This window comes from Solihabitans fulvus (assembly GCF_008386585.1).
Taxonomy (GTDB): domain Bacteria; phylum Actinomycetota; class Actinomycetes; order Mycobacteriales; family Pseudonocardiaceae; genus Solihabitans; species Solihabitans fulvus.
In genome coordinates this window covers 38,643-53,212 of the sequence record NZ_VUOB01000052.1, presented here as the reverse complement: position 1 = coordinate 53,212, position 14,570 = coordinate 38,643, and the positions used below count along the sequence as shown (strand labels likewise).

The window sequence follows — 14,570 nt, the reverse complement described above, 5'->3', positions numbered from 1 at the left end:
CACCATGACCCTGGCCGGGGATGACGTTCTGGTCGCCGACCTGCTCGACATCGCCGAGCGGTCCGACGCGGAGGCCTCCGCCGCGATCGCCGGACTCGACCCGGAACGCGTCGCCGTCGCGGTCCTTCGCGAGATCGCGGCAAGAGCCAGGCTGCGCCCCGAGCCACCCGACCCGGTCACCGTCGCGCTGGACCTCGGGTTCGCGGACCGGCGGCTCGGCTTCGCCATCACGCTGGGCGCGGGAAAGGCCGAGGTCGCGGTCGGTGGGGACGCCGAAGCGCCGGTGCTGATCCGGCAGAACCTGGTGGAGCTGCTGCGGGCCGTGTTCGGACCGGCCGGCCGGCACGACGCGAGCCGGGAACTCGTAGTCGAGCACGTGCCTGGCCCCGGCGCGGCCGAGGCGGACGCGGCGAACCGGCGGGTGTCGCTCGGGGTCCTCGCGGCCAACCAGCTCGTCGGCGCCGTGTCCGGGCGGCCCGCCGACCTGACCGAACTCGCGGTGCGGTTCCAGTCCGACAAATGGGGCAGCCACTGGTACACGCCGAACTACGAGCGCTACTTCGCGCCGTACCGGGACGCCAGGGTGAAGATCCTGGAGATCGGCATCGGCGGCTACGGCGACCCGCAGGCGGGCGGCGCGTCGCTGCGGATGTGGAAGCACTACTTCCGGCGCGGTCTGGTGTACGGCATGGACATCCACGAGAAGACCGGCATCGACGAGCCACGGCTGCGGACCATCGTCGGCGACCAGTCAGACGCGGCGCTGCTCGACTCGCTCGGCGCGTCGCTCGGGCCGTTCGACATCATCATCGACGACGGCAGCCACCTCAACGAGCACGTCATCACGTCGTTCCACGCGCTGTTCCCGCACGTGCGGCCCGGCGGCCTCTACGTCATCGAGGACACGCAGACGTCCTACTGGCCGGGCTGGGGCGGCAGCAGCACCGAGCTGGACCGGCCGGACACGTCGATGAACCTGGTCAAGTCGTTGGTGGACGGGCTCAACCACCGGGAGTTCGTGCGCAACGGCGACGCCGAGCCGTCCGCGACCGACCTGGCGGTGACGTCGGTCCACGTGCACCACAACATGGCGGTGATCGAGAAGGGCGTCAACACCGAGCAGAGCGCGCCGCCGTGGATCCCGCGCACGGAGGACGAGATGACGGCGTTCCGCGCGCCGTAGGGGCTGGCTGGGTCGAGGACGCCGGCGGTTCGCCGACGTCCTCGACCGGTGCCTAGAGTTGGGGCACGATGTCGGCGGCGACCAGCTCGAGGTGATCGAGGTCGTGCAGGTCGAGCGTCTCCAGGTAGAGCCGGCTGATCCCGGTGCGCTCCCGCCAGCGGCCCACGAGATCGACCACCTCGTTCGGCGTGCCGGCGAGGCCGACGGCACGAAGCTCGCCGACATCCCGGCCGATCGCCTCGGCCCGCCGCGCGATCTCCGCCTCGGTCCGGCCGACGCACAGCACCAGGGCGACGGACTTGGGCAGTCCCAACGGGTCGCGGCCGATCGCGGCGCACGCCTCGTCCACCCTGGCGAACTGCGCCGACGCCGTGTCCTGGTCGACGAACGGGAGGTTGAACTCGTCGGCGAACCTGGCGGCCAGCGCGGGAGTGCGCCTGCGGCCACCACCGCCGACCAGCACCGGCGGCCCCGTTGGCTGGAGTGGCTTGGGCAGCGCGGGCGAGTCGGTCAGCGTGTAGTGCTTGCCCTGGAAGGAATACGACTGGCCGACCGGGGTCCGCCACAAACCGGTGATGATCTCCAGCTGCTCGGCGAACCGGTCGAACCGCTCCCCCAGGTCAGGAAACGGGATGCCGTACGCGGCGTGCTCGGCCTCGAACCAGCCGGTGCCGAGGCCGAACTCCACTCGACCGCCGGACATCTGGTCGACCTGGGCGACGGCGATGGCCAGCGGGCCGGGGTGGCGGAAGGTCGCGGCCGTGACCAGCGTGCCGAGCCGGATGGTGGCGGTGTCCCTGGCCAGGCCCGCCAGCGTGATCCACGCATCGGTCGGGCCGGGCAGCCCGTCTCCTGGCGTGATCCGCAGGTAGTGGTCCGACCGAAAGAACGCGTCGTAGCCGGCCGCCTCCGCGCACCGGGCCGCCCTGAGCACGTCGTCGTAGGTGGCGCCCTGGTGGGGATCGGTGAAGATGCGAAGCCGCAGATCGTTGGTCACCAACGTGACGCTAGTGATCATTTGACGGTTGTTCGACCGGATTCGGTGGCCCGTCGGGCCGTTGCACCATCGGTGTGCACCTCCACGGAGAACACCCGACCGACCGGGCATTGCCGGCTACAGTGCCGGCTGGTCGTCGGCTGGAGGCGGACGTGGAGTTTCGGATCCTTGGACCGGTCCAGGTGTCGGGCTCCCTCGGCTCCGCGCGGGTGGTCGGGGCGCGGCAGCTCGCCGTGCTCGTCGCGCTGTTGTTGCGGGCCAACCGGGTCGTGCCGGTCGAGCAGCTCATCGACGCGATCTGGGGCGACGCGCCGCCCGGCGACACGACCACCGCGTTACAGGCGTGCGTGTCGCGGCTGCGGCGCGCGCTCGACTCGGTCGAGGACGGCGCCGGCAGGCGGATCGTGTTCGCCACCGGCTACCGGCTCGACGTCGAACCGGGTGAACTGGACCTCGACGTGTTCCGCGAGCACGTGCAGCGAGCCAGGACCGCGGCGTCCGCCGACCGGTTGGACGAGGCCGCCAAGGAGTACCGGTCGGCCATCGGGGCGTGGCGGGGGGCGCCGCTGGCCGACGCGCCGGGATCGCACTTCGCGGCGGACGCGGCCAGGCTCGCCGAGGAGCACCTGGTCGCCGTCGAGGAGCGGATCGCCGTCGAACTCGACCTCGGCCGGCACGGCGAGATCCTGCCGGAGCTGCGTGATCTCGTGGTCGCGCAACCGTTGCGCGCCAGGCCACGCGGCCAGCTGATGCTCGCGCTGCACCGGTCGGGCAGCCGCGACGACGCGCTCGCCGTGTTCGAGGACGTCCGCAGGACCCTGGCGGACGAGCTCGGCATCGACCCGAGCCCCGAGCTGCACGAGCTGCGCCAACGGATCCTGCGCGCCGACCCGGCCCTCGCCGCGCCGGCGCCGAGGGCACGGCCGGGCACCCGCAACGACCTGCCCGGCGACCTCATCGACTTCACCGGCCGGGACGAGGAGCTGCGGCGGCTGCTCGCCGCGCTGCCGGCCGGGCACGGTGGCGGCACGGTGGTCATCGAGGCGATCGACGGCATGGCGGGCATCGGCAAGACCGCGCTCGCCGTGCACACCGCGCACCGGCTGGTCGGCCGCTACCCCGACGCGCAGCTGTTCATCGACCTGCACGGGCACACCCCGGACCAGGACGCCACCGATCCGGCGGACGCGCTGGACACGCTGCTGCGGGCGCTCGGCGTCGCCGGCAGGGAGATCCCGGCGGCCGTTGACCAGCGGTCGGCGCTGTGGCGGGCCGAGCTGGCCGGCCGGAAGGTGTTGGTGGTGCTGGACAACGCGGCCGACGCGGCGCAGGTGCGGCCGCTGCTGCCCGGCACCTCCGCGTCCCTGGTGCTGGTGACCAGCCGCCGCAGGCTCGCCGACCTCGACGCGGCGCGGACGCTGTCGCTGGACGTGCTGCCACTGGCGGACGCGGTCGCGCTGTTCCGGCAGGTCGTGCGGGACGAGCGCCCGGACGCCGAGCGCGAGGCCGTCGAGGAGGTGCTGCGGCTGTGCGGCTACCTGCCGTTGGCGATCCGCATCGCGGCGGCCCGGCTGCGCACCCGGCCGGCCTGGACGGTCGCGCACCTGCTGCGCAGGCTGGCCGAGGACGGCAGGCGGCTTGGCGAGCTGGCCACCGAGGACCGCAGCGTCGCCGCGGCGTTCTCGTTGTCCTACCAGCATCTCGACGCGGCCCAGCAACGCCTGTTCCGGCTGCTCGGCCGGCATCCCGGCCCGGACTTCGACGCGCACGCCGCCGCCGCGCTCGGCGGCATCGGCCACGCGGACGCCGACCGGCTGCTCGGCGAGCTGACCGACGTCAACCTGGTGCAGGAGCCGACCGCTGGCCGCTACCGGTTCCACGACCTGTTGTGGCGGCACGCCATGGCCACCGACCGCGAGGCGGGTGCCGAACAGGACGATCCGGTGGCGCGGCTGGTCGACTACTACCTGCGCACCGCGCACTCGGGCGAACGGCTGCTCGACCCGAACCGGCCGCCGATCGACCTCGGCGAGCCGGTCGCCGGCACGGAGCCGAGGACGCTGCCGGATCAGCTCGCCGCGTTGGCCTGGTTCGACACCGAGTACCCGTGCCTCGTGGCGGTGCGGCGGCTGGCCGCGCAGCGCGGCTGGCACCCGGCGGTGGCGCGGCTGGTGTGGTCGACGGACAACTTCCACATCCGACGCGGCCACCACCAGGACCATCTCGAGGCACGGCGGGCCGCGCTCGAGGCGATGCGGCAGCTCGGCGACCCGACTCGGTACGCCGAGGCGCACCGGTTCCTCGGCCACGCCTGCGCGCGTGCCGGCAACTACGCCGAGGCCGTCGACCAGCTCCAGCAAGCGCTTGCGCTGGCCGAGCAGGCCGGCGACGTGCTCGGCCAGGCGCACGCGCACGGCACGCTGGCGTGGACGTGGGAGCAGCAGGGCGAGGACGAGCTGGCGCTGCCGCACACCAGCGAGGCGCTGCGGCTGTTCCGGTTGCTGCGCAACCCGATCTGGGAGGCGGCGGCGCTCAACGCGTTGGGCTGGCTGTACGGCAGGCTCGGCCGGCACGACGAGGCGCTGCGGCACTGCGAGCAGGCGCTCGCGCTGTGCCGGCAGGAGGGCGAGCAGAGCCTGGAGGGCGCGACCCTGGACAGCCTCGGGTACCTCGCGCATCGGGCGGGCCGGCACGAGGAGGCGCTCAGCCACTACCGGCACGCCGTCGCGCTGCGGCGCACGATCGGCAACAGCTACGGCGAGGCGGACACGCTGTCCCGGCTGGCCGAGGTGCTCGCCGCGCTCGGCAGGCGCGCGGAGGCCGATCAGGCGCTGCGGCAGGCGCTGGACCTGTACCGAGCCCAGCACCGCACGGCCGAGGTCGAGCGGGTGACCCAGGAGTTGCGAGAACGCTCTCAGGATCTCGACACAGCTTGAGGTCCGTGCTAGCGACCAATACGGGTTTCTTAGGGCAACGAAGGGTGTCCGCGAGCGCCGTAGCTGCGTGAACAACGAAACAAAGCGGGTTTGATTCCTGGACCCCGGGGCAGAATCCAGCCATGAGCGCCCCTCCCCCCGACGGCCAGCGGACTGCGACGCTCAAGCGCCACGTCGCCGAGCTCTTCGACCGGGCAGCGCCGACCTACGACCGCGTCGGCGTGGAATTCTTCTCCCCGCACGGCACGCGGCTCGTCGAACTCGCCGAGATCAAGCCGGGCCAACGGGTGCTGGACCTCGGTTTCGGCCGGGGCGCGTGCCTGTTCCCCGCCGCCGACGCGGTCGGCCCGACCGGCCGGGTCGTCGGCATCGACATCTCGCCGACCATGCTCGACCGCACCAGCGCCGAGGTCGCCGAGCGCGGGTTGAGCCAGGTGCGGCTCGGGCTCGGCGACGCCGAGCGGCCCGACTTCCCCGAAGGCAGCTTCGACACGGTCACCTGCGGCCACGTCATGTCGTTCCTGCCGAGCCCGGCGGCCGCGGTGGCCGGCGCGCACCGGATGCTGCGGCCGGGCGGGTCGTTCGCGCTGAGCACCCTGGGACGCGCCGACGCCGACGCCCGCTGGCAGCCCGTTTTCGGGGCTGTGGTGGCGTATCTGCCGCCCGACGCGTTCCTGCCGCAGGCGATCAACCAGGACGCGCCGATCCGGGGCGTGCCGGCCTGGGAGGCCGCGCTGCGCGACGCCGGCTTCGGCTCCGTCCGCACGGTCACCGAGCGACACCGGACCAGGTTCGCCTCGGCCGAGGACTGGTGGGCGTTCGGCTGGTCGCACGGCCAACGCCTGGTGTGGGAACAGATCCCCGAGGAGTCGCTCGAGCCGGCGAGGCACGCCACGTTCACCGCACTGGCCGAGATCAGCGGGCCCAACGGCTGCCTCACCTGGGACACCGACGTGCACTACACGATCGGCGAACGCACCTAGGCCGTATCACGCATTAGCGTTGCCGCCCAATGGATCCAGGCGTCGGCGCGGCAGGTTGACTACAGTGGTTCCTCGCGATCGGGGAGCGGCCATGCGGTTTCGGATCCTTGGGTCGATCGAGGCACACGGCACTGCCGGCAGGGCGCGCCTGGCCGGCGCCAGGCAGCTCGCGCTGCTGTCGACCCTGTTGCTCAACACCGACTCCGTCGTGCCGACGGACGAACTCGTGGACGCCGTCTGGGGCGACGCGCCGCCGAACAACGCGACCTCGGCGCTGCACACCTACGTCTCCCGGCTGCGGCGGGTGCTCGGCGCCGCCGAGCCGGACGCCGAGGCGCGGCTCACCTTCGGCGCCGGCTACCGGCTGCGGGTCGCGCCCGACGAGCTGGACGTGGTGGTGTTCCGGGAGCTGGTCGCCAGGGCCCGCGCCGCGTCGGCGGACCACCCGTCGGACGCCGCCGCCGACCTCAGGGCCGCGCTGGCGCTGTGGCGCGGACCCGCGCTCGCCGGGCTGTCTGGTCGGGTGCTGCGAGCGCACGCGGCCAGGCTCGCCGAGGAGCACACCGCCGCGCTTGAGGAGCGGATCGCGGTCGACCTCGCGCTGGGCAGCGCGGCGGAACTCGTCGAGGAGCTGCGCGAACTCGTTGCGGCGCAACCACTGCGGGAGCGGCCCCGCGGGCAGCTCATGCTCGCGCTGTACCGCTGCGGGCGGCAGGCCGAGGCGCTGCGGGCGTATCGGGACGGCCGCGAACTGCTCGGCGCCGAGCTGGGCATCGAGCCGGGCGCCGACCTGCGGGAGCTGCACGAACAGATCCTGCGCGGCGCACCGGAACTGACCCTCGCCCGGCGGGCGCCCCGCACCGCCTGCCGCAACGACCTGCCGCGCGACGTGCCCGACTTCACCGGCCGCACCGACGAACTCCGCCGCCTGCTCGCCGTCCTCCCGGCGCGACACGGCATCGACGCCGACCCGGCGCGGCGCGGCGGCGCGGCCGTGGTCATCGAGGCGATCGACGGGATGGCGGGCGTCGGCAAGACCGCACTCGCCGTGCACGCGGCGCACCGGCTCGCCGAGCACTACCCGGACGCGCAGCTGTTCGTCGACCTGCACGGGCACACCACCGCGCAGGCGGCGCTCGACCCGTCGGCCGCCCTCGACCTCCTGCTGCGCGCGATCGGCGTGCCCGGCGACCGGATCCCCGTCGACCCCGACGAGCGGGCCGCGCTGTGGCGGGCCTCGCTCGCCGAGCGCAGGGCGCTGGTGGTGCTCGACAACGCGGCCGACACCGCGCAGGTCCGGCCGCTGCTGCCGGGCGCGCCGGGCTGTCTCGCGCTGATCACCAGCAGGCGCAGGCTGGCCGGCCTGGAGACCGCAGCCGTGCTCTCCCTCGACGTGCTGCCGCAGGCGGACGCGGTCGGCCTGTTCGGCAGCGTCGCCGGCCGCAACCGGACCGCGCGGGAACCCGAGGCGACCCGCGAGGTCACGGCGCTGTGCGGGCAGCTGCCGCTGGCGGTCCGCATCGCCGCGGCCCGGCTGCGCACCCGGCCGGCCTGGTCCGTCGCGCACCTGGCCGACCGGCTGCGCGCCGGGCGCACCGAACTGTCCACAGAGGACAGCAGCGTCACCGTCGCGTTCTCCCTGTCCTACCGGCAGCTCTCCGACGACCAGCAGCGCCTGTTCCGGCTGCTGGGCCTGGTCACCGGGCCGGACGTCGACGCGCACGCGGTCGCCGCCCTCGCCGACCTCGACCCGCGCGCCGCCGACCGGCTGCTGGAGGACCTGGTCGACGTGCACCTGCTCCAGGAACGCACGCCCGGCCGGTATCGCTTCCACGACCTGCTGCGCCGGCACGCCGAGGCGATCGTCGCGCGGTCCGTCCCCGAGGTGGAGCGCCGCGCCGCGCTGGCCAGGCTGGTCGACTTCTACCTGCACACCGCGCACGCGGCCGACCTGCTGCTGTACCCGCAGCGGCCGGCCATCGAACCCGACCTGACGACCGCGGCCGTCCGGGTCCGCACGCTCGCGGACGAGACCGCCGCCCTCGCCTGGTTCGACGCCGAACGGCCCTGCCTGCTTGCCGCGCAGCGGGTCGCCGTCGAGGCCGGCAGGCCGGCGCAGGTGTGGCGGCTCGCGTGGGCGATGAACACCTTCTGCCAGCGGCGCGGGCACCTGGCCGACAACCTCGAAATCTGGCGGGCCGGCCTGGCCGCCGCGGTGGAACTCGGCGACCTGGCCACCCAGGCGCTGGCCCATCGGCTGCTCGGGCACGCCTGCGCGCGGGTCGGGCGGCACGACCAGGCGTTGGCGCACCTCGGGCAGGCGCTGAGCCTGGCGGAGCGGACCGGGGACGTGCAGGACCAGGCACACACCCACCGCATCCTCACCGCGGCGTGGGCGGAGCAGGGCGACGAGCGCCGGGCGTTGGGCCACGCCGTCGAGGCGCTGCGCATCTACCGCGCGGTCGGCAATCCCGTGTGGGAGGCCATGGCGCGCAATGCGGCGGGCTGGCTGCACGCCCGCCTCGGCGAGCACGACGCGGCTCGGCCGCTGTGCGAACAGGCGCTCGCCATGTTCCGGCAGCACCTGCACCGGGAAGGCGAGGCGACCGCGCTGGACAGCCTCGGCTACATCGCGCACCACACCGGGTGGCACGCGGACGCCGTCACGCGGTACGAGCACGCCCTCGCGCTGTTGCGCGAACTCGGCAACTCCTACGAGGAGGCGCACACCCTGGCCCGCCTCGGCGAGGCGTACGCCGCGCTGCGTCGGCCTGCCGAGGCGAGCGAGGCGTGGCGGCAGGCGTCGACGCTCTACCGCGCCCAGGGCCGGGCCGCCGAGCTGGCCGAGACACTGCGTCGGCTCGACTCGATCGGGCAACAGACGGGCTGACCACGGCTTCTGCATGCCCAGGGTCCGTCACGAAGTCGATAGAGTGCTACCTGCCGGTGGTGTTGGGGGCCAGCAGACCGTCGGGTGCCGAGGCGAGCGCGCCAGGGAGCCGTGGTGGAGTTTCGGATCTTGGGTCCGGTCGAGGCCTGGGGCTCGGCCGGCCAGGCGAGGTTGGCCGGCGCCAAGCAGGTCGCGCTGCTGTCGACCCTGCTCCTGCACGCCAACCAGGTGGTGTCGGTGGATCGGCTGGTCGACGCGGTCTGGGCGGACGAACCGCCGGTCACCGTGACCGCCGCGCTACAGACCTACGTGTTCCGGCTGCGGCGCACGCTGTCGGCCGTCGAGCCGGACGCGGGCCTCCGTCTCACCTTCACCTCCGGCTACCGGCTGCGGGTCGAGCCGGACGAACTGGACCTCGAGGCCTTCCGGGCGCATGTGGACAACGGCCGCGCCGCCCTGGCCGCCGGCCGGCTCGACGAGGCGTCCAAGGAGCTGCACACCGGGCTGAGCCTGTGGCGGGGCACGCCGCTGACCGGCACGTCCGGCCGCTACTTCGAGGCGCAGGCAGCCCGGCTGGCCGAGGAACGCCTCTCCGCCGTCGAGGAGCGCGTCGAGGTCGACCTCGCCAGGGGCCGGGCCGCCGAGCTGGTGCCGGAACTGCACGACCTGACCTCAGCCAACCCGTTGCGGGAGCGGCTGCGCGGGCAGCTGATGGTCGCGCTGTTCCGCGCGGGCCGCCAGGCCGAGGCGCTACAGGCGTTCCAGGACGCCCGCGCCGTCCTGGTCGAGGAGCTCGGCGTCGACCCTGGGCCCGAGCTGGCCGAGCTGCACCAGCGGATCCTGCGCGGCGACGCCGAGCTGGCCGCCCCGCCGCCGCCGTCGACCCGCGCCGCCGCGCGCAACGACCTGCCGGGCGACATCATCGACTTCACCGGCCGCGAACCGGAGATGACCAGACTGCTCGCGGCGCTGCCGGCCAAGGACAGCCCGGCGTCGGCCGTGGTCATCGAGGCGATCGACGGGATGGCCGGCGTCGGCAAGACCACGCTCGCCGTGCACGCCGCCCACCACCTCACCGACCGCTACCCCGACGCCCAGTTGTTCATCGACCTGCACGGCCACACCACCGAACACGAGGCGACCGACCCCGCCGCCGCGCTGGACACGCTGCTGCGCGCCCTCGGCGTCGCTGGCGACCAGATCCCCGACGAGCTCGACCAGCGCGCCGCGCTGTGGCGCGCGCAGCTCGCCGACCGCAGGGCGTTGGTGGTGCTGGACAACGCGGCCAGCGCCACGCAGGTCCGGCCGCTGCTGCCGGGCAACCCGGCCTGCCTGACCCTGATCACCAGCCGACGCAGGCTGTCGGACCTCGACGCCGCCCGCATCCTGTCCATCGACCCGCTGCCGGTCGCCGACGCCGTCACGCTGTTCGCCCGCATCGCCGGGGCCGACCGGGCTGGCGACTCCGCCGCCGTCCGCGAGGTCGTTGAGCTGTGCGGATTCCTGCCGCTGGCCATCCGGATCGCGGCGGCCCGGCTGCGCACCCGGCCGGCCTGGACCGTCGCGCACCTGACCGGGCGGCTGCACGAGGGCCAGCGCAGGCTGTCCGAGCTGACCATCGGCGACCGCAGCGTCGCGGCCACGTTCGCCCTGTCCTACCAGCATCTCTCCCCCGACCAGCAGCGCCTGTTCCGGCTGCTCGGGCTCGCGCCAGGCGCCGAGTTCGACGCCTACGCGGCCGCCGCGCTCGCCGACCTCGACCTGGACGACGCGGACCAGCTGCTCGAGGAGCTGGTCGACATCCACCTGCTCCAGCAGCCGACTCCCGGCCGGTACCGGTTCCACGACCTGCTCCGCCAGCACGCCGCCGCGACCGCGCTGGCCGCCGACTCCGAGCAGGACCGGCGGACCGCGGTCGTCCGGCTGTTGGACTACTACCTGCACGCGGCCTCGCTGGCGACGCGGCCGCTGAATCCCGGCGCGACGCCGCCGGCCGTCGACGTGCGCTGTCCGCCCGCGCACACGCCCGACGTCGCCGAGTACGGCGCGGCGATGCGGTGGCTGGACAGCGAACACGCCAACATCACCGCGTCGATCGCCTACGCGGCCGACCACGGTCTGCACGCGCACACCTGGCAGCTGCCGCAGGTCGCCGGGAACTTCTTCCTGATCAGGGGCCACCTCCAGGAGTGGATCGGCAGCGGCAGGCTCGCGCTCACCGCGGCGCGGACGCTGGGCGACGCGCACGCCGAGGCCGACACGCTCAAGCATCTCGGGGTCGCGCACTGGCAGGTCGGCCGGTATGAGCTCGCCGAGCAGAACTACCGCGAGGCGCTCGTGCTCTACCGGCAGCTCGGGGACAGGGAGGGCGAGGCGAGCACGCTGAACAACCTCGCGCTGATCAACCGGTTGCAGGGCCGCTACGCGGAGGCGTTGGAGCATTTCCTGTTGTCCCACGAGGTTTCCAGGGAGATCGGAGACCGCAGGGGCGAGGCCGTGGTGCTGGCGAACCTCGGCACCGTGCACTACCGGCTCGGCCGCTACGACCAGGCCCTTGACGACCTCATCCGCTCGCTCGCCGTGATGCGCGAACTGGCGCACCGACGCGGCGAGGGACACGTGCTCAACGACCTGGGCAACGTCTACCGGGCGCTCGGCCGGCACGACGAGGCGTTCGAGCACGTCGAGCGGGCGCTCGCGGTGCGCAGGGATCTCGGCGACAGGTGGGGCGAGGCGACCACGCTGACCAACCTCGGCAACGTGCTCCGGGGCCAGGGGCGCTTCGAGGAAGCCGTTGCGCGGCACGACGAGGCGCTCGCGTTGATCCGCGAGATCGGCGACCCCGGCGCGGAGGGCGAGATGCGCAACGACCTCGCCGACACGCACCGCGCGGCGGGCGACGCCGACCGCGCGCTCGGCGGCTACCGGGCGGCGCTCACGCTGGCCGAGCAGGTGAAGGACCGCTACCAGCAGGCCCGCGCGCACGAGGGCATCGGACGCCTGCTGCGCGAGCGCGATCCGGCGCAGGCGCGCCAACACTGGCAGCTGGCCCTGGAAATCCTCACCGAACTCGGCTTCCCGCAGGCCGACGAGGTCAGGGCCGAGCTCGACGAGCTGGACAACTGACCGGTTCCCCTTGCCACGCAACGGCTTCCTCGCCCCGAGGGAGAATCTCCCTCGGGGACAGGCAAAACCCGGCCCCGGCGCGCCGACCGGTGCACCAGGACCGGGAAAAGTCGTTGGCAGGTATCAGTATCCGTAGCCCGTGCCGGCGCTCGGGCTCGGGCTCGCGGCGGTCTCGACCGCCTTCTTGCCCTGCGGCGTCGCGGCGAACCAGGTGCCGCCGACGCCCTGCCCCTTGGCGTCGCCCGCGGCGGTGTCCTTGGCGAACCGGTACAGCGGCCAGCCGTTCAGGGTGACCTGCGCGGTGCCGTCCTTTCGGGTCACGGTGCCCAGCAGCGACGTGTCGATGCCCTTCGTCTGCACATCGCCCGAGCCGGCGAGCACCGGCGGCCACGCCTTCGCGCAGTCGCCGTCGCAGTTGCTTGCGGACGGCTTCGCGGTGTCCTTGTCGAAGCGGTACAGGGTGAAGCCGGTGGTGTCCGTGACGACCTGGCCGAGTCGGCCAACGTTGTTTGCTGTCAAGCGAAGCGCGGTCTTCGAGCCGGCTTCCTGCGGCTGCGACGCGGCCTGCTGCGAGCTGGGCGTGCTGGCGGGCGCGGCGCCGTAGGAACCGCTGCCGCAGGCGGACAACAGGGTCAGGCCGAGGGCGGCGGTGGCGGCGAGGACGAGGGCGCCGGTGCGAGTGCGGGTCATGACTACCTCCTTGGGGTGCGGCCCCGCTCCCTGCGGTGACCGATGAACACTCCACACACGAGCGCCCGGCGAGAGCGGTTCAACGCAGTTTCTCGGCGGGGAACACCACGGATTCCAGGCGGGAACACCACGGACCGCAGGATCGTTGATAGGTTGAAGATTCAATCTGTGCTCGTGATCACGTTACGTGACCGACACACCACGACATTGCGCCAGCTTGGTGGTTTTGCCTTGTTCCAAGGACAGCGAAGCCGTTGCGCTGCACTACTTAGCCATTGGCGCAGGACCACGGCACCTCGGTGCCCTACCGGCGCGTGACGGGAGACCCCCAGCTCCCCGATTGCGCCACAGCCGGATGCGGGAGGCGGACCCGACTGCCTCCCGCGTCCGGCCCGGCTGGCCCGGCCCGGCCGGCCCAGACCTGCGGGCATGGACCGACGGAAGCAGGATGGCGGCATGGACCTTGACGCGTTCCTCGGTGTGGCCACGGAACTGCTCGCGGTGCCGTCCACCGCCGACCGGCCCGAGGACCTGCGCAAGGCCCTCGACCTCGTGCTCGACTTCGTCGGCCCCGGCCACACCGTCGAACGGTTCGAGTCCGCCGGCAAGCCGAGCGCGCTGGTCTACCCCGGCCCCACCCGGCCGCGCTTCCGGGTCATCCTCAACGGCCACCTCGACGTCGTACCGGCCCCGCCGGAACTGTTCCGGCCGCACCGCGACGGCGACCGGCTGCACGCGCGCGGCGCGCAGGACATGAAGGTGTCGGCGCTCGTGCAGGCGCAGGTGTTCCGCGAGCTGGCCGGCGTCCTGCCCTACCCGATCGGCCTACAACTGGTCACCGACGAGGAGATCGGCGGCCGCAACGGCACCGCACACCAACTGGCGCAGGGCGTCGCGGCCGAGTTCGTGGTGATCGGCGAGCACAGCGGGCTGCGGATCGTCACCGAGTCCAAGGGCCTCGTGGTCGCGCGCCTGCTCGCCACCGGCCGCGCCGCGCACAGCGCCTACCAGTGGCTCGGCGACAACGCCGTGCTGAAGCTGATCAGGAGCATCGACGCCGTGCTGGCTCGCTACCCGGTCGCCGCCGAGGAAGCGTGGCGCAGCACGGTGAACGTCGCCAGGATCGAGACGTCCAACACGGCATACAACCAGGTGCCCGCCGACGCGCTCGGCTGGCTGGACATCCGTTACCCCGCAGCGGATCCGGACTTCGCCGGCCGGACCCCGGCGGAGGTCGCCGCGCACCTGGCCGGGCTGTGCGAACCGGGGGTCGAGGTCCACGTCGCCAACGTCGACCCGCCGCACCGCGCCGAGCCCGACAGCGTGGAGGTGCTCGCGCTGCAACGGGCGGCGCGAGAACAGGGCTACTCGGGAGAGCTGCTGCGCAAGCACGGTGCCGCCGACGCGCGCTTTTTCCACCAGCGCGGAATCGACGCGGTCATCTTCGGTATTGGCGGCGACGGGCAGCACGGCCCCGACGAGTACGCCGACGTGACCACGATCGTGCCCTATCACCGCGCCCTCACCGGGTTTCTGCGCGCGTTGACCTGAGTGGTTGGCGCACGCCTAGGCTGGCCAGATGTCTCGAACGCTGCGACTGGCCGTCGCGCAGACCACCGTGCCGGAGGATCCCGGCGACCGACGCGCGCTGCACGCCAGCGGGACGGAGATCCGCGACCTGATGCGGCGGGCGGCCGCAGCCGGGGTGCGGCTCGTGCAGTTCCCCTAAGAGCTCCTAACACGATGGCGTTCGATCAGGGAGCGG

General features: G+C 73.3%; 9 protein-coding genes. 7 read left to right on the top strand and 2 right to left on the bottom strand.

All coding sequences use genetic code 11. The annotated features are described in order from the left end of the window. Positions 1 to 4: 4 nt before the first annotated feature. Positions 5 to 1,183, top strand: coding sequence for a class I SAM-dependent methyltransferase (locus F0L68_RS26575; RefSeq protein WP_149852538.1), 1,179 nt, complete (start codon positions 5 to 7; stop codon positions 1,181 to 1,183). Positions 1,184 to 1,235: 52 nt separating this feature from the next. Here the strand turns inward: F0L68_RS26575 and F0L68_RS26570 are convergent, their stop codons facing one another. After that, complete coding sequence (locus tag F0L68_RS26570) at positions 1,236 to 2,168, bottom strand: LLM class F420-dependent oxidoreductase (RefSeq protein WP_188316849.1); 933 nt, start codon at positions 2,166 to 2,168, stop codon at positions 1,236 to 1,238. Between the two features lie 164 nt (positions 2,169 to 2,332). On the opposite strand from F0L68_RS26570, the gene F0L68_RS26565 reads away from it, so the two are divergent. From F0L68_RS26565 to F0L68_RS26550, 4 genes are all read left to right on the top strand, one after another. Next, a complete protein-coding gene (locus F0L68_RS26565) occupies positions 2,333 to 5,116 on the top strand; it encodes an AfsR/SARP family transcriptional regulator (RefSeq protein ID WP_223199155.1) in 2,784 nt (927 codons plus the stop codon). A 122-nt stretch (positions 5,117 to 5,238) separates the two neighbouring features. Beyond that, on the top strand, positions 5,239 to 6,099 hold the full coding sequence (locus tag F0L68_RS26560) for a class I SAM-dependent methyltransferase (protein WP_149852535.1): 861 nt from the start codon (positions 5,239 to 5,241) through the stop codon (positions 6,097 to 6,099). Between the two features lie 91 nt (positions 6,100 to 6,190). After that, positions 6,191 to 8,989, top strand: a complete 2,799-nt coding sequence (locus tag F0L68_RS26555) for an AfsR/SARP family transcriptional regulator (protein WP_149852534.1) — start codon at positions 6,191 to 6,193, stop codon at positions 8,987 to 8,989. Positions 8,990 to 9,103: 114 nt separating this feature from the next. Beyond that, complete coding sequence (locus tag F0L68_RS26550; RefSeq protein WP_188316844.1) at positions 9,104 to 12,115, top strand: AfsR/SARP family transcriptional regulator; 3,012 nt, start codon at positions 9,104 to 9,106, stop codon at positions 12,113 to 12,115. A 123-nt stretch (positions 12,116 to 12,238) separates the two neighbouring features. On the opposite strand, the gene F0L68_RS26545 is transcribed toward F0L68_RS26550, so the two are convergent. After that, positions 12,239 to 12,805 (bottom strand): hypothetical protein, encoded by a 567-nt coding sequence (locus F0L68_RS26545; RefSeq protein ID WP_149852532.1) that lies wholly within the window; start codon positions 12,803 to 12,805, stop codon positions 12,239 to 12,241. Positions 12,806 to 13,234: 429 nt separating this feature from the next. Here F0L68_RS26545 and F0L68_RS26540 point away from each other — a divergent pair, with 429 nt between their 5' ends. Together F0L68_RS26540 and F0L68_RS42670 are read left to right on the top strand one after the other, a co-directional pair. Next, entirely contained in the window at positions 13,235 to 14,356 is a 1,122-nt protein-coding gene (locus F0L68_RS26540) for a M20 family metallopeptidase (protein WP_223199154.1), read from the top strand. A gap of 28 nt (positions 14,357 to 14,384) precedes the next feature. Then, on the top strand, positions 14,385 to 14,534 hold the full coding sequence (locus F0L68_RS42670) for a hypothetical protein (protein ID WP_188316843.1): 150 nt from the start codon (positions 14,385 to 14,387) through the stop codon (positions 14,532 to 14,534). Positions 14,535 to 14,570 lie beyond the last annotated feature (36 nt).